Consider the following 21,995-nt stretch of genomic DNA (forward strand, 5'->3'; position numbering starts at 1 on the left):
CCCGAGTCGGCTCGCACGAACCCGCAGATGCGGGCGGGGTCACATGTGCGGGTAACGGCGGCGGCGCCAGATCCAGGCGATCGCGGCGGCGGCCACTGCCCAGCCGAGGAGCACGAGGTAAGGGAAGGCGTACTGGTCGTCGGCGAAGTAGATCGCGTTGTGCTGCGCGTTCACCGACGCCCCGGGCGGCAGCCAGCGGCCGATGACGCCCAGCGGCTGCGGCAGGAGCAGCCAGGAGACCGCGCCGCCCGAGGACGGGTTGCCCAGCAGCACCATCAGCAGCCACGTGGGCAGGATGGCCCACTTGTCGAACAGCATGTAGAACGCCGTGAACACCAGCCCCGAGGTCACCATCGTCAGGGTGAGTACCGCCCAGGACTCGGGGAAGGGCAGCCGCAGCACATGCAGGCCCCAGTCCACCACCGCGACGATGGAGAGGCTGCCGAGCGCGGAGTACACGACGATCGCCGCGAAGCGCTCCAGTGGTCTCAGCTCGGACGCGTGCACGGTCAGCTGCACCGCGCCGAGAAAGCCCACGATGACGGCGGCCAGCGTGATGTAGAAGATCGCGAGGCCCTGGGGGTCGCCGGGCTGCAGCGGTTTGAGATCGCCCAGGCTGAGCCGCACCCCGGCCTGCGCGGCCGCCGTCGGGGCGGCCGCCGCCAGGACGCGGGCCACCGACGCCCCCGCGGCGGACACGAGGTCGAAGGAGATCGCGCCGTTCTCGGCCTTCGTCTGCACCACGGCGAACACCCGCTGCCGCTCGACGGCGTCGACGGCGGCGGCGCGCGTTGCGAAGCGCCGCTGCACCAGCCGGGTGCTCAGCTCCGCGTCCATCCGTGCCACGAACCGCCGCGCCGACGGGGAGTCGTCCACGACCGCGACCGGGATGTGATGCGGCGTCGGATGCGCCATGGCGAAGCTGTAGGAGCCGGCGAAGAGGCCCGCGCCCACGGCGAGCAGCAGGACGATGACCACGGCCGGCCGGAAGCGTGAGCGCCCGGAGGGGTCGGTCATCGGCATACCCCCATCGCGCCCTCCGGACAGCAGGGGCCGCCCCGGCGGCGGCTGCAGGGGCCCGGGCCGTACGGCGGACCCGCCGCCCAACGTAATCCCGGTGGTCCACCCCCGCTACCGGACGGGAATGCGGCCCCGAGCACCGGCGCAGCCGCCTCCGGGGCGGCCCCGCTGCGCACCCGGCCCCGCGCCGTCGCTGGAGGCGTCGCGCGGCCGGCCCTGAGCACGACGGCGGCAGACGGTGCGCGCCGACATCATGGGCGCCGACGTCGTCCTGCTGCTCGGCGGCATCCATCAGACGGCGGCGCTGCTGCTGCCCGTGCAGCCGCAGGCGTGGCGCCGTTATCTCGCGCTGGCCTTCGACGGCCTGGTCGCCGCCGGCGCCGGGCCGCTGCCGGAACCGCCCCCCGCGCGCCTGGAGATCGTCGAACCCGCGACGCAGTCGTAGGACATACCTCGCCAGGCACCCCTCCCCGGTGCCCCTCCCCCGGCGTCAGTCACCCCTGCGGCCGCACTCCTCCGGCGCCAGTCGCCCCTCCGGACTTCGGAACACGCCGGGCAACCGATGTATACACACCAACGGGTGTTGACCGCACCCACCCCAAGGGAGAGCATTGCTCTCGTCGGTAAGTGATGCTCTCCACGGGGATGGCGATGATGACGACCTGGTTCAGTGCGGGCCCGCCGCTGCGGGAACTCCACGAGCTGTATGCCAAGAAGGGCCGGCTGGACGAGCGGGCGCCGATCAGGTCGACGAGCTCGATCTTGGTGGACGCACCGGTCGCCGTGGTGTGGCGGCTCGTCAGTGACCTGGGCTCCTGGCACACCTGGCGCTCCGACGCCCGGGTTGTCGACTTCGGGGCGCTGGAGCCCGACGCGCGCTTCCGATGGAAGCTGCGGGGGGTGGCGATCACGTCCACCTTCGCCATGGTTGCGCCCGAGCGGGAGCTGTCCTGGACCGGCGTGGCGATGGGCTGTATGAGAGCCGTCGAACGGATACGGATGACGCCCGTAGACGACGACCGGACGGCGGTCACCATGGAGGAGTCGCTCTCCGGACCGCTGCTGACGCTCTTCTACGACGAAGCGCGCCTCCGGAAGGGCCACGAGGCGATACTTCGCATGCTCAGGGCCGCTGCCGAGACCGGACGAGGCGGCGGCCGACCCGAACACCCGGAGGCGCCGGCCAGGACGGGGGAAGCCTGACCGGCGCCGGTCCTACGATGCGGGGCCGTGGTGGCGGTCACCCCCTGCAGGAGGCTCCGTGGGGCTGCAGCGGACGACGTCCCCACGGGCGGAACCACAGGGCCCGGGGACATCGGCCCACGCACGGCACCCGCGTCCATCCGGACCGTGCCGCGGCCCGCGTTGTTCCCGCGTCCCGGTGGTCCGTGCCCCGGGAAGGCATGCCGGTGGCCCGCTGCGGGGAAGCGCGTTGCATGACGAAGACCGGTCTCCCGGAGGGCATCCGGGCCTGCCTGTTCGATCTCGACGGAGTGCTGACCAAGACCGCGGTCGTCCACGCCGCCGCCTGGAAGGAGGTCTTCGACGACTTCCTTCGCCGTCGGGAGGCCGCCGGCTTCCGCCCCTTCGACGAGGTGGCCGACTACGACGAGTACGTCGACGGCCGCCCGCGCGCGGACGGCGTGCGGGCGTTCCTGGCGTCACGCGGCATCGAGCTGCCCGAGGGCGCCGCGGACGATCCGCCCGAGCGCGACACGGTGCACGGGGTGGGCAACCGCAAGAACGAGATCCTGCTGCAGAAGATCCGCGCCGAAGGCGTCGAGGCCTATCCGGGCTCCGTGCGCTATGTGGAGGCCGTACGGGCCGCCGGCCTGCGGACCGCCGTGGTCTCCTCGAGCGCCAACTGCCGCGACGTGCTGGTCTCGGCCGGCATCGAGGACCTCTTCGAGGTGCGCATCGACGGCGTCGTCGCAGCTGAGCGCAAGTTGCCGGGGAAGCCCAACCCGGACACCTTCCTGGAGGCAGCGCGCGAGTTCGGGCTCCAGGCGAAGGACGCGGTCGTCTTCGAGGACGCGCTGGCCGGTATGGATGCCGGCCGCTCCGGCCACTTCGGCTACGTCGTGGGGGTGGACCGGGTGGGCCAGGCGGACGCGCTGCGCGCGCACGGCGCCGACATCGTCGTACGGGACCTCGCCGAGCTGCTGGAGGCGGACGCGTGATCAGCCACTCCTCGTACATGGTCGAACCGTGGTGCGTGCGCGAGACCGAACTGGACCTCGAGGTGCTCGCCCAGAGCGAGTCGGTGTTTGCTCTGTCCAACGGCCACGTCGGCTGGCGCGGCAACCTCGACGAGGGCGAGCCGCACGGGCTGCCCGGCTCCTATCTGAACGGTGTCCACGAGCGCCACCCGCTGCCGTACGCGGAGGCGGGCTACGGCTATCCGGAGGCCGGCCAGACCGTCATCAACGTCACCAACGGCAAGATCATTCGTCTGCTCGTCAACGACGAGCCCTTCGACGTGCGCTACGGGCGACTCGTCTCGCACGAACGCGTCCTCGACCTGCGCAGCGGGCACCTGCGCCGGACCTGCGAATGGACCTCGCCGGCTGGCTGCACCGTCCGGGTGACCTCGACCCGGCTGGTCTCACTCACCCAGCGGTCCATCGCGGCGGTCGTCTACGAGGTCGAGGCCGTGGACGATGTGCGGCTGGTCGTCCAGTCCGAGCTGGTGGCCAACGAGCAGCTGCCGCAGACCTCGGGCGACCCCCGGGTCTCCGCCGTGCTGGAATCACCCATGATGCCGGAGGAGAACCAGGCGCGGGACAACCGGCTGCGCCTGGTGCACTCCACCGCGGTCACCGGGCTGCGGGTCGCGGCCGCGGCCGATCACACCGTGGACGGGCCGCCCTCGACGCGCTGTTTCAGCGAGAGCGCCGACGACACCAGCCGGCTCACCATCACCTGCTCCCTGGCCGCCGGGGAGAAACTCCGCCTGGAGAAGATGGTCTCCTACGGCTGGTCGCAGGTCCGCTCGCTTCCCGCCGTGCGCGATCAGGTGGAGGCGGCGCTCACCGGCGCCCGCAGCACCGGCTGGCAGGGGCTGTGCGACGAGCAGCGCGACTATCTCGACGCGTTCTGGGCGCGGGCGGACGTGGAGATCGACGGGGACGCCGAGATCCAGCAGGCGGTCCGCTTCGCCATGTTCCACGTGCTGCAGGCGGGCGCTCGCGCCGAGCAACGGGCGATCCCGTCGAAGGGCCTGACCGGCTCGGGATACGACGGGCACTCCTTCTGGGACACGGAGACCTTCGTCCTGCCGCTGCTCACCCTGACCTCGCCCGACTCCGTCGCGGAAGCCCTGCGCTGGCGCCAGGCCACCCTGCCCGCCGCCCGCGACCGTGCCCGCCAACTGGGCCTGAGGGGTGCAGCCTTCCCATGGCGCACCATCGACGGCTCGGAGGGCTCCGGCTACTGGCCGGCGGGAACGGCCGCGTTCCACATCAACGCGGACATCGCCGACGCCGTGGTCCTCTATGTCTCCCTCACCGGCGACGAGGACTTCGAGCGCGAGACGGGCGTGGAGATCCTCGTGGAGACGGCACGCATGTGGCACTCCCTCGGCCACCACGACCCGCACGGCAACTTCCACATCGACGGGGTCACCGGACCCGACGAGTACAGCGCCATCGCGGACGACAACGTCTACACCAATCTCATGGCCCGGGCGAACCTGCGGGCCGCCGCCGACATCGTCGAACGCCATCCCAAGGAGGGCGCGGCCCTCGGCGTCGACGACGAGGAGACGGCGGCGTGGCGGGACGCGGCCGCGGCCATGACCGTGCCGTACGACAGCGCGATCGGCGTCCACGAGCAGTCGGCGGGGTTCACCCGGCACCAGGCGTGGGACTTCGCCGCCACGCGGCCGGACCAGTATCCGCTGCTGCTGCACTTCCCCTACTTCGACCTGTACCGCAGGCAGGTCGTCAAGCAGGCGGATCTGGTGCTGGCGATGGTCAAGCAGCCGGAGGCCTTCACCGAGGAGCAGAAGGCCCGCAACTTCGCCTACTACGAGCCGCTGACGGTGCGTGACTCGTCCCTGTCGGCGGCGACGCAGGCGGTCATGGCCGCCGAGGTGGGCCATCTGCGCCTCGCCTACGACTATCTGGGCGAGGCGGCGCTGATGGACCTGCACGACCTGGAGAACAACACCCGCGACGGGCTGCACATCGCCTCCCTCGCGGGCACCTGGGCCGCCCTGGTCGGCGGCTTCGGGGGGATGCGGTACCGCAACGGCCGTGCCGCCTTCGCGCCGCGGCTGCCGGAGAAGCTGCGTCGGCTCGCGTTCACGGTGCAGGTGCGGGGTCGGCGGCTGAAGGTGGAGATCACGGGCGCCGCCGCGACGTACACCCTGCTGGACGGGGAGCCGCTGGAGCTGCAGCACTACAACGACCTGTTCACGCTCGCCACCGGTGACCCGCAGACACGCAAGGTGCCGGTCCTCCCGAGCCGTACGGCCCCGGAGCAGCCGCCGGGACGCAGTCCCCGGCACCGTTGACCCGGAGGGCCGGAGGGCCGGGGGGCCGGGGGGCCGGAAGGGCTGAGGAGCACCGTGCCGGCGCCGCGTCCCGGGGCCGGGCCCAGTGCCGCGTGCACGGCCGGGAAGTACGGCTGTGCCTTCCCGGCCGTTCACGCGGCGCCTCTGGGCGGGACGGCCCTGGACCGGCGATGCCGGTGATCTCCTCCCCGGCACTCCCCTCCTCCGGCGGTCAGTGCGGGGCGGTCAGCACGCTGTCCTCGGAGGTCGCCGCCCCCGTGACGAGCCGGCTGGGCCGGCCGCCGCCCCTCTTCTCCAGCGCCGCGGAGACGACCGCGAGCACGAGGGCCGAGGCGGTCAGGAGCGCGCCGACGAGATTCGGCGAGGTATAACCGAAGCCCGCGGCGATCACCACCCCGCCCAGCCAGGCGGAAAGGGCGTTGCCGAGGTTGAAGGCGCCGATGTTGACCGCCGAGGCCAGGGTGGGGGCGCCGGACGCCTGGTCCAGGACCCGCTTCTGCAGCGGCGGCACGGTCGCGAACCCCAGGGCGCCGATGAGGAAGATCGTCAAGCCGGCGGTGAATCCGTTGTGCGCGGTGAGCATGAACAGCGCCAGCACCGCTGCCAGGGCGCCCAGCGCCGTGTAGAGCATCGGCATCAGGGCGCGGTCGGCGTACCTGCCGCCGATCAGGTTGCCGACGACCATGCCGAGGCCGAAGAGCACGAGCAGCCAGGTGATCGAGGAGTCGGCGAAGCCGGTGACCTCGGTCATCATCGGAGCGATGTAGGTGATGGCCGCGAAGACGCCCCCGAAGCCGAGCACGGTCATCGCCATGGCCAGCAGCACCTGGACGTTGCGGAAGGCGCCCAGTTCGTGGCGCAGGCGCACGCCGTGCGGCTTGGGCATGTCGGGCACCAGCGTGAAGACGCCGGCGAGTCCGACGACGCCGAGGACGGCGACGACGGAGAAGGTCACGCGCCAGCCGGCGCTCTGCCCGATGAACGTGCCCAGCGGAACGCCGACCACGTTGGCCACGGTGAGGCCGGCGAACATCATCGAGATCGCGCGTGCCTTCTTCTCCGGGGCCACCAGGTCGGCGGCGACGACCGAGCCGATGCCGAAGAAGGCGCCGTGGGTGAAGGACGCGAGGATGCGCCCGGCCATCATCACCACGAAGGCGGGGGCGAGGGCGGAGACCAGGTTGCCGAGCACGAACAGGCCCATAAGCAGCATCAGCATGTTCTTGCGGGACACCTTGGTGCCGAGCAGCGTCATGATCGGTGCGCCGATCATGACGCCGAGTCCGTAGCCGGTCACGAGCAGGCCGGCGGCGGGGACCGAGACCCCGAAGTCGGCGGCGACCTCGGGCAGCAGACCCATGATCACGAACTCGGTGGTTCCGATCCCGAAAGCCCCGATGGCGAGGGCCAGGAGCGCGAGAGGCATAGCGGAGACCTTCCCTGTAGTGCAATGGCACCTAGCAGGCGCATACAATAATTGCAGGCGCGCTATAACGTCAAGCGCTAGACATCTACGCAGGGCGGCTTACCATGACCAGTAGGGGGAACATGCCTTCACCCGCACCCGCAGCCGCCGCACGAAGGGGACTCTCGATGACCGCCACCGATCCGGCACTGACCGCCCTCGCCCAGGGATGGCACGCCCTGTCACTGCTGCACGGACGGATCGAGGGGCGGATCGAGAAACAACTGCAGACCCACCACGATCTGAGCGTGCGGGAGTACTCCCTGCTCGACGTCCTCAGCCGCCAGCACGACGGCGAGGGAGGCCATCTGCAGATGCGCCAGGTCGCCGACGCCGTGGTGCTCAGCCAGTCGGCGACGACCCGCCTGGTCACCCGGCTGGAGGATCGCGGCCTGCTGGCCCGCTACCTGTGCCCCACCGACCGGCGCGGCATCTACACGGATGTGACCGAGACCGGCCTGAAACTGCTCGAGGAAGCACGCCCCACCAACAACGCGGCGCTGCGCGCGGCCATGGACGAGGCGGCGCTCGTCCCGGAGCTGGCACCCCTGGTCAAGGCGGTGGAGGGCCTGCAGGGCGCGAAGGTGCCGACCGCCTGAGCCCATCCGGGCATTCATCGACGCACGAGCTTAGTCCGCGCTTGCAATTAACTGCGTTTACAACTAATGTGGTCGTGGAGCCCGGGGCGGCGCGTCACCGCCCCTCCCTGGGACGTTCACCCGTCCGCACGCGCACCGGCGCCGCCGCCGGCCGCGACGCGAAAGGATCGCCTCATGGCCACTCCCGTCCCGCACATCACCCTGAACAACGGCGTCACCATGCCGCAGCTCGGCTTCGGCGTCTTCCAGGTGCCTGACGCCGACACCTCGGCCACCGTCGCCTCGGCCCTTGAGAGCGGCTACCGCAGCATCGACACGGCGGCGATCTACGGCAACGAGGCCGGTGTCGGCCAGGCCCTCGCCGCCTCAGGCATCGCCCGCGACGAACTCTTCGTCACCACCAAGCTGTGGAACGCCGACCAGGGCCACGACAGCACCCTCGCCGCCTTCGACGCCTCGCTCGCCAAGCTCGGCCTGGACCACGTGGACCTCTATCTGATCCACTGGCCGGCCCCTGCCCGCGACGCGTACCTGGACACCTGGCGGGCCTTCGAGAAGATCTATGCGGAGGGCCGGGCCCGGGCCATCGGGGTCTCGAACTTCCAGCCCGCGCACCTGCAGCGCCTGATCGACAACAGCGATGTCGTCCCCGCCGTCAACCAGGTGGAGCTGCACCCTCAGCTCCAGCAGGCAGAGCTGCGCTCCTTCCACGCCCGGCACGGCATCGCCACGGAGGCGTGGAGCCCGCTCGCGCAGGGCGCCCTCCTGCAGGACCCGGTCGTCACCGGCATCGCCGGCCGCCTGGGCAGGACCCCCGCCCAGGTGATCCTGCGCTGGCACCTGCAGCTCGGCAACGTGGTCATCCCCAAGTCGGTGACTCCCGAACGGATCCGCCAGAACATCGACGTCTTCGACTTCGTGCTCTCCGACGACGACATCGCGGCGATCACCGCCCTCGACAGCAGCACCCGCATCGGTCCGGACCCCGACGCCTTCAACTGACCATCCGGGCCGAAGCCGTCCGCCGGAACGCGGCGCCGACCCCACGACCCGACGGACGGCCCTGGCCGCACAGGCTCAGGAAGCGGCGGCGCGCTCCTCGATGCGGCGCAGAGCCTGCTTCAGGTAGCCGGCGAAGCGCGGGTAGTTCTCGCTCATCGGGAAGTGCCCGATCTCCTTCATCTCGATGAACTCGGCGCCGCGGATCTGCTCCGCGGTACGGGCCCCGTCCGCGGGCGTGGTCAGGTAGTCGTACTCGCCGGTGAGCATGACGACCGGACAGCGTTCCCCGTCGATCTCCCCCAGCCTGCCGCGCAGGTCGTGGTCGACGGAGTAGAAGTACAGGTCGCCCTTGAACGCCTCGGAGCCCTGGCTGTAGTAGAACCAGGTCGCCCAGCGGTCGGCGTCGGGCGACTGAGGCGCCATCAGGTCCCATACCCCGCTGGCGCAGACCTGTGCCGCGTTGACGTGCGGATGCTGCCACCAGTCGAGGTAAAAGCCCGGCGAGTAGTCGGCGCCCTCCACGGGGATCACCGCTTTGAAGCGGTCCGGGTGCCGCAGCGCGAGCTGCAGCGCCACGTTCCCGCCGAAGGAGGAACCCATGAAGATCGGGTCCTCCAGGCCGAGCGCGTCACAGAACGCGGTGATGAAGGCGACGTAGTGGTCGGCGGTGAGCTTGTACTCCTCCTTCCACCACTCCTTGTTCAGCGGCGGGTCCGACTTCCCGTGGCGGGCGAGGTCGTAGGCGATGACTCGGTGGTTGCCGGTGATCTCCTCGTCCTCCAGGAGGCCGCGCCATTGGTGGTTGTGGCAGCCCGCCGTGTGCTGGCACACCAGCGGCTGCCCCTGGCCGTTCTCCAGGTAGAAGACCCTGTACTGGACGTCCTCCACGTCGATCGTGACGTAGTGGCCGGTCACAGGGGAGATGCGGGAGGCGGTGCTCATGAAGGGGTCCTTTCGGCGGTGCGGAACCGGAGCGGTGGTTCAGCCCAGCGGGCCGGTGAGGCGGAGCAGTTCCAGCTGACGGGTGAGGCAGCGCAGGTTCTGCATGAGCACCAGCAGGTCGCCCTCAAGCCGCATGTCCCGCTGGAAGCTCGCCGCCCAGATGCCGTGGTACATCGGCTTCGGCGTCGGCACGCAGAACTCCCGCCAGGTCTCGGCACTGGCCCTGATGGCGAAGTCGTAGGCCGTGAGCGGCTCGGGGTCGACGACGAGGTCCTCCACCCGGCCGCGGTGCATGCGCACCAGGAAGGTGTGCCTCTCCATGTCCAGCAGATAGGTGCAGCTGAAGTACGCCCCGTGTGCCGTGAGCTCCGTGTCGCCGTCACTGAGGCGGCGGAACTCCGCCACGGGCCCCTGTTCCGTTGCCGTCGTCATGTCCACTCCTCGCTGACGCCGATCTTCCGGTCAGTCACAGCTAATACACCGTCAGGTTGCAGGGGACGCGGGCACGCCGGTACGTCCCCCGCACGGCGCGCTCCCCGAGTGCCGGGGCCCGGCCCGGGAAGGGGGGAAGGGGCCGGTCGCGCCGCGTCCGACGCCATCCGAGACCGTGACGGACCGAAGCAGCGGTACATGCGCATCGACCTCACCGGCCCTCCCGGGACGGCAGCCGGCGGGCCCTGAGCGGCTGCACCGCTCTGCCCTACGACATGGCCCCGCGGCTGCGCGGCCGGCTGAACGCCGGAGATGAACGTGCTCATCGCCGCGAACGACTACAGCCGGCAGAGCGAGCAGCCGCTGATGAAGAGCGTGAGGGTCACCATCGGACCCACTCCCTGAAGCGGATCCATCCCGGCACCGCGGCGCGGCGAAGCCGCCCCGCCACTGGCGGGGCGGCTCCCGGACGGGTGGTTCAGCCCACGACGGTGGCGTGGAGCGCCTCGAGGCCGTCGCGGTAGATGCCGGTGAACAACTCCACGACCTGCGCCTCGCTCGCCCCCTCCGAGACGAACCGGCCACTCCACACGACCTCGGCGGCTTCCGGCTGTCCGGGCACGGCGTGGACCCGCAGGTCGGAGAGATATCCGGTCACGGGGAAAGGCGATTCCACGATCGCGTAGGCATAGTGGCGCTCGGCTTCGCTGAAGGCCACCATGCGCTCGACGATCACCTCACCCTCGGGATTGCGGAGCCTGCGCGCCCGCCCGCCCTCCAGCGGGGTGCTCTCGGCGATGAACGGGAGCCAGTCGGGCAGGGCGTGAAAGCCGCCGATCAGGTTCCAGACGCGTTCGGGCGACGCGGGTACGACACGGCTGACCGAGGTGGATGCCATGGCCTTCCTCCTTGATTGTGGGGGTGCTTGACGTGCGGGCGTGTTTGATGTGCGCACGTCGGGGAGACGGCGGCAGGACCGGTTCAGGCGCCGGCAGGGAGCGGCGCTGCGGGGCTGACGAGGCCGGATGCGCGCAGATCCGCCCAGAAGTCGGCCGGGATCTCCTGGTGGAGCGCGGCGACGTCCTCCGCGATGCGACTCGGCTTGGTCGCGCCGGGGACGGCGGCGACGGCCACCGGATGCGCGAGGGAGAACTGCAGGGCCGCTGCCTTGACGCTCACCGCGTGGCGGGCCGCGACCTCCTTGATGCGCCGTACGCGCTCCACGACCTCCGGGGGCGCGTCCTGGTACTCGAAGTGGGTGCCGCCGGCGAGAACCCCCGAGCTGTAGGGGCCGCCGACGACCATGCCGACTCCCTGCTCCTGCGCCTTGGGCAGCAGCCGCTCCAGCGGGCGCTCGTGGTCGAGCAGGGTGTAGCGGCCAGCGAGCAGAAAGCCGTCTGGCTGCGGCTCGTCCAGGTCCAGCGTCAGCTCGATGGGCTCGACCCGGTTCACACCGAGGCCCCATGCCTTGATGACGCCCTCGTCGCGCAGCCGCGACAGCACGCGGAAGGCGCCGGTCCGGGCCTCCTCGAACGTGCCGAGCCAGAGGTCGCCGTGGAAGTCCTGGGCGATGTCGTGCACCCAGACGATGTCCAGGCGATCGACGCCGAGGCGCTGCAGACTGCCCTCGATCGACCGTTCGGTGGCGTCGGCGGTCCACTCGTGCAGCATCGCGTTCGGCCGGCCGTGCTGGAACAGTCCGCCTTTCTCGCCGAGGGCGCGGGCGCCCGGTTCGGGCTCGTCGAGGATGACACGGCCGACCTTGGTGGCCAGCACGAACGCGTCGCGGGGCTGCTGCGAGAGCAGCTCGCCGAGGCGCAGCTCCGCGAGGCCCGCGCCGTAGAAGGGGGCGGTGTCGTAGAAGCGGATGCCCTGCTCCCAGGCGGCTGCCAGGGTCGCGCGCGCCTCCTCTTCGGGGATCGCGCGGAACATGTTGCCGAGGGGGGCGGTACCGAAGCCGAGGCGACCGGGGATGAGTTCCTTGAGCGACATGATGGTGCCTTTCGTACGACCGAGCGGGGAGCGGGGTGCTCTGCCGTGGGGGCCGGGTGGTGAGGGGATCGTCTCCGGGGACGGGGCCGACGACTGCGGAGCGAGACCAAGTCCGCCGGAGTGGCGGCACAGGGCGTATCCCGCGTTCGGCGCCTCACCCAAACTACTTGCAAACGCACACTAATGCAAACGCTTGATATTTGCGTCATCTGGATGTGGGCGCAGGGTGGCGTACGAAGCATCTGAGCGCGCAATTATTGATTGAGCCTGTTGGGCGCAGGCGCATGGCGCGCGCGAGGGATGCGCGGCCGCCCCGACCGCCTGGACCGCTTGACCGCCTGCAAGAGGAGACAGTTTCGTGAGCACCACCCTGTTCGAACCTTTCACGCTCCGCTCGCTGACCGTTCCGAACCGGATCTGGATGGCCGCCATGTGCCAGTACAGCGCCGCGCCGGACGGGGAGCTCGCGGGCGTCCCGAACGACTGGCACTTCACGCACCTCGCCGCTCGTGCCGCCGGCGGCACCGGGCTGATCATCACCGAGGCTACCGCGGTCGGCCTGGACGGCCGGATCAGCCCGTACGACCTCGGCATCTGGAACGACACCCAGGTCGAGGCCTTCCGGCGGATCACCTCGTTCCTGAAGTCCCAGGGCACGGTGCCCGGCATCCAGCTCGCCCACGCCGGCCGCAAGGCGTCGACCGAGCGGACCTGGATGGGCGGTGCCCCCTTGCCCCCAGGGAAGCCGTACGGCTGGACGCCCGTCGCGCCCAGTGCCATCCCGTTCCACACCGGATCCACCACGCCGGAGGAGCTCAGCACCGAGCAGATCGACCGGGTCGTGACCGAATTCGCCGACGCCGCGCGGCGCGCACTGGACGCCGGCTTCCAGGTCGCCGAGATCCACGGCGCCCACGGATACCTCATCAACCAGTTCCTTTCCCCGCACAGCAACCACCGCACCGACGGCTACGGCGGGGACTTCGAGGGCCGCACCCGCTTCGCGCTGGAGGTCGTCGAGGCCGTCCGCGCCGTGTGGCCGCAGGAGCTGCCGGTCTTCTTCCGCATCTCCGCGACCGACTGGCTGAGCGAGAACGCCGACGACCACCGCGAGGGGTGGACCGCCGACGACACCGTCCGGTTCGCCAAGGAACTGCAGGCCCGGGGCGTCGACCTGATGGACGTCTCCACGGGCGGCAACGCGCCGAACGCCAAGATCTCCCCGGCTCCGGGCTACCAGGTGCCGTTCGCCGAGCGCGTCCGCAACGAGACGGGCATGCCCGTCGGCGCCGTCGGCCTCATCACCGAGCCGGAGCAGGCGCAGGCCATCGTCGCCTCCGGCCAGGCGGACGCCGTCCTCCTCGGCCGCGAGCTGCTGCGGGACCCGTACTGGGCGCGCCGCGCGGCCTCCGCACTGGGCGGCGAGGTCAACACCCCGATCCAGTACCACCGCGCCTGACCGGAGAGGAGCCCCGTCCCCGTCGTGCCGCAAAGGCACGGCGGGACGGGGCGCCCCTGGGGATGGGCCTGTGCCTGGACCGGGGCACGGACATCACCTTGCGCGGCACCATCCGGCGCGGGGAGCATCGCCTCCGTCATCCACCGACGCCGTGAGAGGTTCCCCCGGCATGAGCTACACACTGCGTGAGTACACCCCAGCCGACGAGTCCTCCTGGCTGCGCTGCAGGGTGCTCGCATTCCTGCGCACCGCCTACTACGACGACGTCGACCGCGCCAAGCCGTCGATCCCCGCCCCGGGCCTGCAACTCGTCGCCGTCGACACGGCCGGGACGGTCGTCGGCATCATGGACACCGCCGTCGACGCCTCGCTGGCGACCATCGACACCGTCGCCGTCCATCCCGACCACCAGGGCCGGGGCCTCGCAGCCGCCCTGCTGCGCCGCACCCGCGCCGTGGTCCGCGAGCGCGGCGCGTCCACCCTGGACGCCTGGACCCGCGACGATCCCGACACCCTGTCCTGGTACCACGCCATGGGCTTCACGGAGAGCGACCACTACCTGCACGTGTACGCCCACGAGTACACCGCCCCCGGCGAACCGGACCGCGCGGTCCTCACCCCCCGCCCGGGGCTGCGGCTCATGGCGGCCTTCCTCCACGCGAAGCTGGAGGACGAGGAGCGCATGCGGGCGGAGTTCAGCCGGGTGCATGTGTGCCGGCGCTTCTCGATGACGGCCTGACACTCCGGCAGAGGCGTTGCTCCGGAGCAGGCGAACCGACCTGCCTGACGACGGCCGCACGGCGGTAGTGTCGGACCCGTGATCGTATGGCTCAACGGCACCCATGGCGCGGGCAAGACGACGACCAGTGCGCTCGTCCAGCAACTGATCCCGGATTCGCGGGTGTTCGACGCCGAGAAGGTCGGCGAGACACTCATGGACATCTCCCCGGGGCTGCCCGAGACGGACAACTTCCAGCACTGGCCGCCGTGGCGGCCGCTGGTGGTCGAGACGGCCCGCCGCGTACTCGAGTACACCGGCGGCACTCTGGTGATCCCCATGACGGTCCTGGTCGAGCCGTACTGGCGAGAGATCAGCGCGGGCTCGCCCAGCACTCCATCCCGGTGCGGCACTTCGTCCTCCATGCCGACGCCGACACCCTCCGCGCGCGCATCGCGGGCGACACCGCGGTCGGCCCCGACTCCCCGTTCCGTCTCCGATACCTCGAGCCCTACGCCGAGGCGGCCCGCACCTGGCTGCACGCCGAGGCCGAGGTCGTCGACACCACGCACCTCACGCCCGCGCAGGCGGCCCTGCGTGTGGCGGAGGCCATGGGGCGGTGACACCAGGCCGTTGTGCGTGCCCAGCCTGCCCGAGCCGGCCGCGGTCCAGATCGTCGGCGAGGTCCCCGATGGGCCGCCGGGGCCCGAACCGCCACGGCCTTGAACGCAGTCCCCTGCTCCACGCCGTTCTACCCGACAGCGACGGCGTGCTGCGCGCACGATGGTGACCCGATTCATGAGCCGACGCTCAGAAGTTGTCCGGGCACCGGGCTGAGCCGGCGAATGGTGGCGGAGCTCGCGGCCTTGGACCCGCAGCGACGTCCTCATCGAGAAGATCGATTCCGGCACCGGCATGTCCTCCGGCCAGGCGGAGCGACCGCCCCCTGTCCGGTCAGCGCACCGGCCCGATGGCAGTGACATTCCCTACCCTGCGCTCAGGCCCGGGACGGCTCTGAAACCTCGTCCCGACCGGCGCTCTCTCGTCAAGTTCAACGGCTTTGCGACGATGGTTGGTTCCGAATAGGGACGTGACGTTTCGCTCAGCCCGTTGACCTGTAGCAGCACACCGAGACGGCGCCATACTCCAGGACCTGACGAACCGACCGGCGAAGGAGCACGGTGAGCGCAGCAGCTGCAGCAGGTACCTGGAAGCTCGGGGACCTGGAGGTGAATCGCATCGGCTACGGCGCACTGCGGCTGACGGGCAACGGCATGATGGGGAACTCCGGCGGCACGCCGATCGATCGCCATGCCGCCGTCGAGTTGCTGCACAGCGCGTTCGAGCAGGGCGTCAACCACATCGACACGGCCGCCTTCTACTTCTCACCACTGCGGTCCGCGAACGAGCTCATCAACCGCGCCCTCTCGACCTGGCACGGTGACGTGGTCGTGGTGACCAAGGTCGGCCCGGCACGCGATCCCTCCGGCGAGTGGATCTACGCCGTCCGCCCCGAACAGCTGCGTGGCCAGGTCGAGGAGAACCTGCGCCAGCTCGGCCGGGACTGCCTGGACGTGGTGAACCTGCGCGCCGGCGGCCCGGCCTCGATCGCCGAGCACTTCGGCGCCCTCGCCGAACTGCGCGATGCCGGCCTGATCCGGCACCTCGGGCTCTCCGCTGTCCGGCCCGAGCAGGTGACCGAGGCCCAAACGATCGCACCCGTGGTCTGCGTGCAGAACTCCTACGGCCTGGACTGGCGCCGCGCCGACGAGAGCGGGCTGGTGGACCTGTGCGGGGAACAGGGCATCGCCTTCGTCCCGTTCTTCGCGGTCTCCGGCCTGCGTCGCGAGGCAGCCGCAGGCCAGGAGCAGGATGCGCGCGTCCACTCCGTCGCCCGCGCCCACAACGCGACGCCGGCCCAGATACGGCTCGCCTGGACCCTCCACCGCGGTCCGCACGTGCTGGCCATTCCCGGCACCACGAATCCGGCGCACCTGGCGGAGAACATCACCTCCGGAAGCCTGCGCCTGACCGAGGAGGAGCTGGCCCTCCTCGACAAGCCGGACGAGAGCACCGCCTGACTCTGTGCCCGCGTTGCTCGGCGAACTTCCCCAGTCCGTTCGAGAACCGGACCGAAGGGGGCGAGGAGTGTCCCCGGCCGGTGTCAGGAACGTGTCCCGGGCATGGAAGCAAGCCTGGTCGGCGCCGATTGCGACTGGTTCCGACTCTCGTGACCAGGTTCCGACCAAACGTGTCACGGCTCAGGGTCCCGAGAGCGTTCAGTGACAGCGGCTGGTGACAAGCCTGCCCATGTGACAACCACCGTGCTCCGGGCCGCCCCTTGTGACTGAGCGCTTCAGCTGGCGAGTTGAGCGCTGTGGTCGGTGAGCAAGTCGATCGGTGACAACCAGCCTGCCTATGTGACAACCATCGTGCTTCGGCTCAGTGAGTGTGCCGAGGCTCGATAGTTGTCACCGGCGGAGCCGAGTGGCCTGGCAGAAGGGCCCGGCCGAAGCAGCCTGGTCGTCACCTGGAAGGCAGGCTACTTGTCACAGACGCTCGGTGCCTTTCGGTCCCTCACCTCGTTGGTCGGCCGTCGGCGGCTCGGGCTCGACGGCCGTATCGACATAGCGTGACGGCTCCGGTCGCGAGGCCGCGCTTGCGCCATCTCCCCGGGGCGGCGCGAACCGGAAACGCGTCACCAGGGCACCTCTCCCTCGTCGTCGAAGAAGCGGCCCGTCGGCCGTCGACCGATACGGTGGCCAGCCGGATCGCAGCGACTGCGCCCTGCTGGGGGGTCCGCACTCCCCGGAAGCCATTGAGGTCGGTCGCCGTGAAGCCGGGACAGACGGCGTTGATCAGGATGTGCGTGTCGGCCAGTTCCTTGGCGTACTGCACGGTGACGGCGTTGAGGAACGTCTTCGACGGAGCGTAAGCGATGGCGATGGGGCCGGTCTCGGCGCCGGGCGTGGTCTGGAGTGTGAGGGAGCCGACGCTGCTGGAGACGTTCACGATCCGCGGTGACGGCGAGCGGCGCAGCAGCGGCAGCAGGGCGTTGGTGACGCGGATGACGCCGATCACGTTGGTCTCCACGGCCGCCCGTACCCGGTTCACGTCGACCGTGGTGGGCTCCTGCGGCCCGCCCCCGGTGATCCCCGCGTTGTTGACGAGCGCGTCGAGCCGCCCGGCCCGCTCCTCCATCAGCCGAGCCGCCGCTGTCACGCTCGCGTCGTCGGTCACATCCAGCGGCACGCCGAACGCATCGGCTCCGGCCGCGCGCAGCTTATCCACAGCGGCCTGGCGCCGTTCCTCGTTCCGCGCGCCGATTCCGACGGACCAGCCGAGGGCGCCGAGCCCGGCGGCGATCTCGTACCCAATGCCCTTGTTGGCCCCGGTCACCAGCGCGACCTTGTGGTGGTTCACAGTGTTCGTGTTCGTCTCACTCATGACATCGATGCTTCTCCCTCGCTGGGCAGGGCGTCCAAGACCGACTGGGTGGACGGCGATACCGCCCGGGTATCGCTGCTGATCGGTCCGGTTAAGCTGGTGGGGTGGAGACACGTGAGCTGCGGGACTTCGTCGCGGTTGCCGAAGAGCTGCACTTCGGCCGGGCCGCGCGGCGGCTCGGGATTGCCCAACCCCCGCTGTCGCGGGCGATCGGCGGGCTCGAACGCCGCCTGGGCACCCTCCTGCTGGAGCGCGGCAGTCGGGGTGTCTCCCTGACTGGGGCAGGGGCGGTGCTGCTGCGGGAGGCGCGGGCTGCGCTGGACGCCGTCGAGGCCGCCGAACGGCGCACCCGCCGGGCCGCCCTCGCCGCGACCGGGCGCCCCACCGTGGTCCTGGCCGCGAAGGCGGGCGCCTCCGGTGAACTGCTGGCGAAACTCCTCGACGCCTACGCCGCCGAGCCCGGCGCCGTCGCCGTGGACGTCGTGCTTTGCGGACCGGGCGAGCAGGCACGGTTGCTGCACGATGGCCGGGCCGACGCAGCCCTGCTGCATCGGCCATTCGACGACACGGCCGGCTTCGACACCGAGGACCTGCACTGCGAGGGTCAGGTCGCGATCGTCCCGGCGGGCCACCCTCTCAGCACCCGCCCCCACGTGCGGCTCGCCGAGGTCACCGACCTTCCCGACCTGCCCCTGCCCCGCTGGCCGCGCCCTGACGGCACCTTCCCGGACGGCCTCGGACCGCAGGTGCGCGACCATACGCAACTCACCCAGCTCATCGCCCTCGGCCGCGCCTGCGCGGTCGTCCCGGAGTCGGGCCTCACCGGCCTGCGCGAGGGCCTCACCGCCGTACCGGTCGTCGACGCCCCCCACGTCACCACGGTCATCGCGTGGCCCCCGCACAGCCGCTCAACGGCGGTCGCAGGTCTGGTCCGCGCCGCCACTGCCCTGTGACCGACGGCGGTGGACGCCAGGACGTCGTGCTGGATTTCGGGGACAGCGTCCGGTCTCCCATCAGCTCCCGGCACATCATGCGGTACGAGGTGACTGGCCTGCACTGGCGTTGCCAGAACCGCGCCCCTGGCACAGCCAGGCTCCGACGCGAAGTGACAACAAGCTTGCCTTGGTGACACCTATCACGCCTCGGCTCAACAGCCCCCAGCGCGAGGAGCGCTGGGGGGTGGTTCAGAACTCGAACTCCACGTAGTCGATGTCGGTGAAGTCGACCTGGAGGCCCTGGGCGCGGCGGCCCCGGTCCCTGAAATAGATCTCCTGCAGTCCCTCCGCCGCGATGGCGCGCAGCTGCGCCTCCCCCGCGCCCGCGGACTGGGCGGTGAAGAGGCGGGCCGCGTAGTCGGGGGGCAGGGCCTGGGTCACGAGGCGGATGCGGGCGTCGTCCGTGGAGCCCGGGGCGGCCGTGAACCCGAAGCGGGCCCGGGTCTCGATGACGATGCCGCCGGTCGTGGCCGCGCGCCGCCGGGCGCGCTCGCGGACGCGGGGCTGCCACCGCCTGCGGACCTCGTCCTCGAGGCGGGCGGCGAGGTCCCCCCGCGGGCGTCTGATCTGGCCCGTCAGGTAGCGCTCGACGGTGCGCTGTGAGACGCCCAGCAGCGCGGCGACCGCCCTGGTGCCCTTCTCCTGCTTGACCAGGAAGCGCATCTGGGCCTGTGCCGACTTGGGCACGGGCCGCGTGAAGGTCTTCGCCGCGGCCTTGTCGAGGCTGTCGCCGAGCGTGCCCACGGGGCTCTCCTATTCTCCGTCGAGTGCGGCGTCGCCGCCCTTGATGTGGCGGGCGGGGTTGTGGCCGTCCTCCAGCAGCTCGACGGCCCACAGGAGGGGCTGGGTGCCCTCGTGCTTGACCATCCCGGGCGAGACGCCGAGCCGGAAACCGCCCGGCAGCGGCTTGCCGTCCGGCGTACGCGGCAGGAAGTCCAGCGGGCTCGGGCCGTCGGAGAGGTACACCGCGCAGTCGGAGAGCACCGCGACCGGGAAGAGGCCCGCGGCGGCGAAGCGGACCATCTTGCGGTGCATGTTGACGCGTGCCGTGGCGATGACCGCGGCGCGGATGTCAGGGCGCCACGTGGGGCGGTCGAGGGCGGGCCAGCGCTCCCCCGGGCGGTAACCGGCGCCCTGGGGGCGCTCACGGAGCTTGCCGATGCCGCCCTTGACCGTGGCTTTGACGGCCGAGAGGAGTGCGGCGCGTGCCGGGTCGGCGGCCTTGTGGTGTTCCATCGCGGTCAGGAACTCGGCCTCGGACATACCCGGGACGACGCCGAGTTCGGCCATGGTCGTCATATAGGCGTCGCGCAGGCGGCCGTACCAGGCGTCGAGGTACGCGCCGTGTTCGGGTCGGACGTACGCCTCGACCGGGCGCACCTCATGGCCGAGTTCGACGGCATAGGCCACGGTGGGGGTGGCGTACCAGGCGGGGCCCTCGGGGCGGGCGCCGTCAGGGGTGAAGGGGTTCGGCAGGCGCGGGTCGACGTCGACGTGGGAGAGGTCGACGAGCCAGGAGCCGGGCAGCGCCTTGTCGAACTGCGGGGCTCGGACGTGGACGGCTGCGCCCAGTCCGACGTTCAGCCGGTTGGCGGCGGCGGCGAAGGCCATGTTGACGTCGATTCCGACCGCGAATCTCCGGCCGCACTCGTCGTCGGCGAGCAGTTGCGGGTCCCGGATCCAGTCGAAGGCCTCCTCGTCGAGGACCTCGCCCGGGGTGCGGCGGTGTCCCCGCGCGAACCGCGAGGCCACAGCGGGGTGTTCGTCCGGGGCCTCGGGGGGCGCCGGGTCCACGGGTTCCGTGAGGGCTCCTGGGTTCGGTGCGGATACCCAGGCGCCGGTCGCCTGGTCCCTGACGGCACGGGTCGGCGGGCGCAGGGCCGTCATGAGCTCCAGCCCGGTCACGGCGGTGGACCCTCGCGGGGTCAGGACGCGTCGCGCGTACTCCGTGAGGAGCTCGGCGAGTTCGGGGGGCGGAAGACGTTCGGCGTCGCCCCAGGAACGGCTGTCGAGGGCGCCCCAGGGCAGGACGGCGAGTTGCACGCACTGGCGCCTGCCGTCCTGCGCCGGCCGGTAGACACGGGCCCAGGGGCCGAAGCCGCGGCGGGTGAGCTGCCACTTGGCGCGGGTGATCTGCCGGACGACCGTGTGGTCCGCGGGCAGGCGCAATGCCCGCCGGTCCTCCAGACGGGTGGGCAGGCCGAGGCGCTCGGCGGCCGGGGCCGTCAGGACGATGAGGGGATCGGAGTCCTTGCCGTTGCGGTGCAGCCGCGGCGCCCCCAGTCGCGCCTCGGAGAGCGCCCAGGTGACGAGCGAGGGGACATCGGTCGCGGGGCACGACAGCACGAGGCCGTCGGCGCAGTAGGCGGTGCCGTCACCGTCCAGCACAGCGAGCGGGCCGTGGGCGAAACGCGGGTCGGACGCGGTGGGTTCGGGCTCCGGTCCGCGCCGCGCGGGAGCGGTCGTCGGGCGCACCCGGGCGGTGGGGGCGGGCGCGGGCGGCGCGGCGGCGGGGGGCGTGGACGCTGGGGCGGCGGGCGCCGGCCCAAGTTCCGGGGTACGAGTGGGTTCCACGGACCCGAGCTGGGCGGCGATCCCGTCCAGGAGTCTGGCGTACGCGGATCGGGTGGCTCCCTGCGGCTCGCTGCGCCCGGCCTCCCACCCCGCCACCGTCGTCCGCGTCACGTCGAGCGCCGCGGCCACCTCCGCCTGCGTGAGGCCGTACTCCGTGCGCAGCCTGGCGCGTTCGGCGGGCTCGGGCAGGCGGGTCCGCCGCGGCCCCGACTCGAGGAGGGCGTCGACGGGATCGGACGTGCTGGCCATGCGGCGGCGGGCTCCTTCACTGCTTCAGTCCTGGCCTGATCCGACGGAGGCGGCGGGGTTCCGCGTCGAGGAATTCGCGCAGGTGCTGCCTCGTGAGGATACGGGCCAGGGCGTGTCCCGGGGGCGGCGGCAGCCCGCGTTCCGGTGCCCGGGGCAAGCGCCGTGCGGGTGCCGGGGCGAAGACGTACGTGTCGCCGTTGCGGCCATCGGGGCGGCTGCCGCGGCCTCGAATTCACCGACGCGGACCCGGCCGTCGACGAACACCGGCAGGAAGTCCCCGTGCCGCGCGACCGCCCGAGACGAGAAGCGCCGGGCACGGGGCGCGCTCTCCTCGACCGCGCGCCGCCGCGCTGTGCCTGTCGCGCGTCCATCACCGGCATCCCCGGCCCTCCCTCCACTGCCGCCACCGGCCCCGGGCCCGTTCCCCGTCAGTTCCACCGCACTTTATCGTCCGCGTCAGACGGCTGCCGCGCAGCGACGCCTCGTAGAAGGGGCCCGCACTAACGTGTCGTCCATGGAGGACCTGCTGGGCTGTCTGATCCTCGCGGCCGTGCTGGCCTCGGCCATGAGCGCGTCGGGCCGGCT

Annotated in this window: 18 protein-coding genes and 3 pseudogenes; 12 read left to right on the plus strand and 9 right to left on the minus strand. The window is 71.3% G+C overall.

From position 1 onward, the window contains the following. Positions 1-39: 39 nt before the first annotated feature. Positions 40-1,017, minus strand: coding sequence for an ABC transporter permease (locus tag ACRWND_RS11155; RefSeq protein WP_431948535.1), 978 nt, complete (start codon positions 1,015-1,017; stop codon positions 40-42). A gap of 241 nt (positions 1,018-1,258) precedes the next feature. On the opposite strand from ACRWND_RS11155, the gene ACRWND_RS11160 reads away from it, so the two are divergent. The 4 genes from ACRWND_RS11160 (at position 1,259) to ACRWND_RS11175 (ending at position 5,536) form a co-directional block, all read left to right on the plus strand. Further along, on the plus strand, positions 1,259-1,465 hold the full coding sequence (locus tag ACRWND_RS11160) for a hypothetical protein (protein WP_431948536.1): 207 nt from the start codon (positions 1,259-1,261) through the stop codon (positions 1,463-1,465). 185 nt (positions 1,466-1,650) lie between these two features. Continuing rightward, positions 1,651-2,223, plus strand: coding sequence for an SRPBCC family protein (locus tag ACRWND_RS11165; RefSeq protein WP_431948575.1), 573 nt, complete (start codon positions 1,651-1,653; stop codon positions 2,221-2,223). A 233-nt stretch (positions 2,224-2,456) separates the two neighbouring features. Further along, positions 2,457-3,200 carry an HAD family hydrolase gene (locus tag ACRWND_RS11170; protein ID WP_431948537.1) on the plus strand — a complete coding sequence of 248 codons (744 nt, stop codon included), beginning with the start codon at positions 2,457-2,459 and terminating at the stop codon, positions 3,198-3,200. Beyond that, complete coding sequence (locus ACRWND_RS11175; RefSeq protein WP_431948538.1) at positions 3,197-5,536, plus strand: glycoside hydrolase family 65 protein; 2,340 nt, start codon at positions 3,197-3,199, stop codon at positions 5,534-5,536. Before ACRWND_RS11170 ends, ACRWND_RS11175 begins: the two co-directional genes overlap by 4 nt. Positions 5,537-5,747: 211 nt before the next feature. Here the strand turns inward: ACRWND_RS11175 and ACRWND_RS11180 are convergent, their stop codons facing one another. Beyond that, on the minus strand, positions 5,748-6,962 hold the full coding sequence (locus tag ACRWND_RS11180) for an MFS transporter (RefSeq protein ID WP_431948539.1): 1,215 nt from the start codon (positions 6,960-6,962) through the stop codon (positions 5,748-5,750). Positions 6,963-7,129: 167 nt separating this feature from the next. Between ACRWND_RS11180 and ACRWND_RS11185 the strand changes: the two genes are divergently transcribed. Together ACRWND_RS11185 and ACRWND_RS11190 are read left to right on the plus strand one after the other, a co-directional pair. After that, positions 7,130-7,600, plus strand: a complete 471-nt coding sequence (locus ACRWND_RS11185) for a MarR family winged helix-turn-helix transcriptional regulator (RefSeq protein WP_431948540.1) — start codon at positions 7,130-7,132, stop codon at positions 7,598-7,600. A 174-nt stretch (positions 7,601-7,774) separates the two neighbouring features. Further along, positions 7,775-8,602: an aldo/keto reductase gene (locus ACRWND_RS11190; protein ID WP_431948541.1), complete on the plus strand. Its 828-nt coding sequence runs from the start codon at positions 7,775-7,777 to the stop codon at positions 8,600-8,602. A 75-nt stretch (positions 8,603-8,677) separates the two neighbouring features. Here the strand turns inward: ACRWND_RS11190 and ACRWND_RS11195 are convergent, their stop codons facing one another. Together ACRWND_RS11195 and ACRWND_RS11200 are read right to left on the minus strand one after the other, a co-directional pair. Continuing rightward, positions 8,678-9,544 (minus strand): alpha/beta fold hydrolase, encoded by an 867-nt coding sequence (locus tag ACRWND_RS11195; protein WP_431948542.1) that lies wholly within the window; start codon positions 9,542-9,544, stop codon positions 8,678-8,680. Between the two features lie 39 nt (positions 9,545-9,583). After that, positions 9,584-9,976: a hypothetical protein gene (locus ACRWND_RS11200; protein ID WP_431948543.1), complete on the minus strand. Its 393-nt coding sequence runs from the start codon at positions 9,974-9,976 to the stop codon at positions 9,584-9,586. A 221-nt stretch (positions 9,977-10,197) separates the two neighbouring features. Between ACRWND_RS11200 and ACRWND_RS11205 the strand changes: the two are divergent. Continuing rightward, positions 10,198-10,381 (plus strand): annotated as a pseudogene (locus ACRWND_RS11205) (hypothetical protein); the annotation flags it as partial. Between the two features lie 73 nt (positions 10,382-10,454). Here the strand turns inward: ACRWND_RS11205 and ACRWND_RS11210 are convergent. Next, the gene (locus ACRWND_RS11210) at positions 10,455-10,874 is read right to left on the minus strand and encodes an SRPBCC family protein (protein ID WP_431948544.1); all 420 of its coding nucleotides are present in this window, start codon (positions 10,872-10,874) and stop codon (positions 10,455-10,457) included. An 83-nt stretch (positions 10,875-10,957) separates the two neighbouring features. Continuing rightward, on the minus strand, positions 10,958-11,968 hold the full coding sequence (locus ACRWND_RS11215) for an aldo/keto reductase (RefSeq protein ID WP_431948545.1): 1,011 nt from the start codon (positions 11,966-11,968) through the stop codon (positions 10,958-10,960). 358 nt (positions 11,969-12,326) lie between these two features. Between ACRWND_RS11215 and ACRWND_RS11220 the strand changes: the two genes are divergently transcribed. From ACRWND_RS11220 to ACRWND_RS11235, 4 genes and pseudogenes are all read left to right on the plus strand, one after another. Further along, complete coding sequence (locus tag ACRWND_RS11220; protein WP_431948546.1) at positions 12,327-13,427, plus strand: NADH:flavin oxidoreductase/NADH oxidase; 1,101 nt, start codon at positions 12,327-12,329, stop codon at positions 13,425-13,427. 169 nt (positions 13,428-13,596) lie between these two features. Next, positions 13,597-14,166, plus strand: coding sequence for a GNAT family N-acetyltransferase (locus tag ACRWND_RS11225; RefSeq protein WP_431948547.1), 570 nt, complete (start codon positions 13,597-13,599; stop codon positions 14,164-14,166). A gap of 78 nt (positions 14,167-14,244) precedes the next feature. Then, a pseudogene (locus ACRWND_RS11230) lies at positions 14,245-14,768 on the plus strand (AAA family ATPase). A gap of 558 nt (positions 14,769-15,326) precedes the next feature. Next, on the plus strand, positions 15,327-16,226 hold the full coding sequence (locus ACRWND_RS11235; protein ID WP_431948548.1) for an oxidoreductase: 900 nt from the start codon (positions 15,327-15,329) through the stop codon (positions 16,224-16,226). Between the two features lie 617 nt (positions 16,227-16,843). Here ACRWND_RS11235 and ACRWND_RS11240 read toward each other — a convergent pair. After that, positions 16,844-17,592: pseudogene (locus tag ACRWND_RS11240) on the minus strand (SDR family oxidoreductase). 104 nt (positions 17,593-17,696) lie between these two features. Between ACRWND_RS11240 and ACRWND_RS11245 the strand changes: the two are divergent. Further along, complete coding sequence (locus ACRWND_RS11245) at positions 17,697-18,545, plus strand: LysR family transcriptional regulator (protein ID WP_431948549.1); 849 nt, start codon at positions 17,697-17,699, stop codon at positions 18,543-18,545. A gap of 231 nt (positions 18,546-18,776) precedes the next feature. Here the strand turns inward: ACRWND_RS11245 and tpg are convergent, their stop codons facing one another. Beyond that, positions 18,777-19,331 carry a telomere-protecting terminal protein Tpg gene (gene tpg / locus ACRWND_RS11250; RefSeq protein WP_431948550.1) on the minus strand — a complete coding sequence of 185 codons (555 nt, stop codon included), beginning with the start codon at positions 19,329-19,331 and terminating at the stop codon, positions 18,777-18,779. Between the two features lie 9 nt (positions 19,332-19,340). Beyond that, the gene (gene tap, locus ACRWND_RS11255; protein ID WP_431948551.1) at positions 19,341-21,410 is read right to left on the minus strand and encodes a telomere-associated protein Tap; all 2,070 of its coding nucleotides are present in this window, start codon (positions 21,408-21,410) and stop codon (positions 19,341-19,343) included. Between the last annotated feature and the right edge of the window lie 585 nt (positions 21,411-21,995).

The sequence above is a fragment of the Actinacidiphila sp. bgisy167 genome, assembly GCF_965342175.1.
Lineage (GTDB): Bacteria > Actinomycetota > Actinomycetes > Streptomycetales > Streptomycetaceae > Actinacidiphila.

Coding starts and splice junctions, on each gene's coding strand:
- ACRWND_RS11210 (WP_431948544.1), bottom strand. CDS start 10,874: ATGGCATCCACCTCGGTCAGCCGTGTCGTACCCGCGTCGCCCGAACGC.
- ACRWND_RS11215 (WP_431948545.1), bottom strand. CDS start 11,968: ATGTCGCTCAAGGAACTCATCCCCGGTCGCCTCGGCTTCGGTACCGCC.
- ACRWND_RS11200 (WP_431948543.1), bottom strand. CDS start 9,976: ATGACGACGGCAACGGAACAGGGGCCCGTGGCGGAGTTCCGCCGCCTC.
- tap (WP_431948551.1), bottom strand. CDS start 21,410: ATGGCCAGCACGTCCGATCCCGTCGACGCCCTCCTCGAGTCGGGGCCG.
- ACRWND_RS11155 (WP_431948535.1), bottom strand. CDS start 1,017: ATGACCGACCCCTCCGGGCGCTCACGCTTCCGGCCGGCCGTGGTCATC.
- ACRWND_RS11185 (WP_431948540.1), top strand. CDS start 7,130: ATGACCGCCACCGATCCGGCACTGACCGCCCTCGCCCAGGGATGGCAC.
- ACRWND_RS11190 (WP_431948541.1), top strand. CDS start 7,775: ATGGCCACTCCCGTCCCGCACATCACCCTGAACAACGGCGTCACCATG.
- ACRWND_RS11170 (WP_431948537.1), top strand. CDS start 2,457: ATGACGAAGACCGGTCTCCCGGAGGGCATCCGGGCCTGCCTGTTCGAT.
- ACRWND_RS11180 (WP_431948539.1), bottom strand. CDS start 6,962: ATGCCTCTCGCGCTCCTGGCCCTCGCCATCGGGGCTTTCGGGATCGGA.
- ACRWND_RS11195 (WP_431948542.1), bottom strand. CDS start 9,544: ATGAGCACCGCCTCCCGCATCTCCCCTGTGACCGGCCACTACGTCACG.
- ACRWND_RS11165 (WP_431948575.1), top strand. CDS start 1,651: ATGCTCTCCACGGGGATGGCGATGATGACGACCTGGTTCAGTGCGGGC.
- ACRWND_RS11225 (WP_431948547.1), top strand. CDS start 13,597: ATGAGCTACACACTGCGTGAGTACACCCCAGCCGACGAGTCCTCCTGG.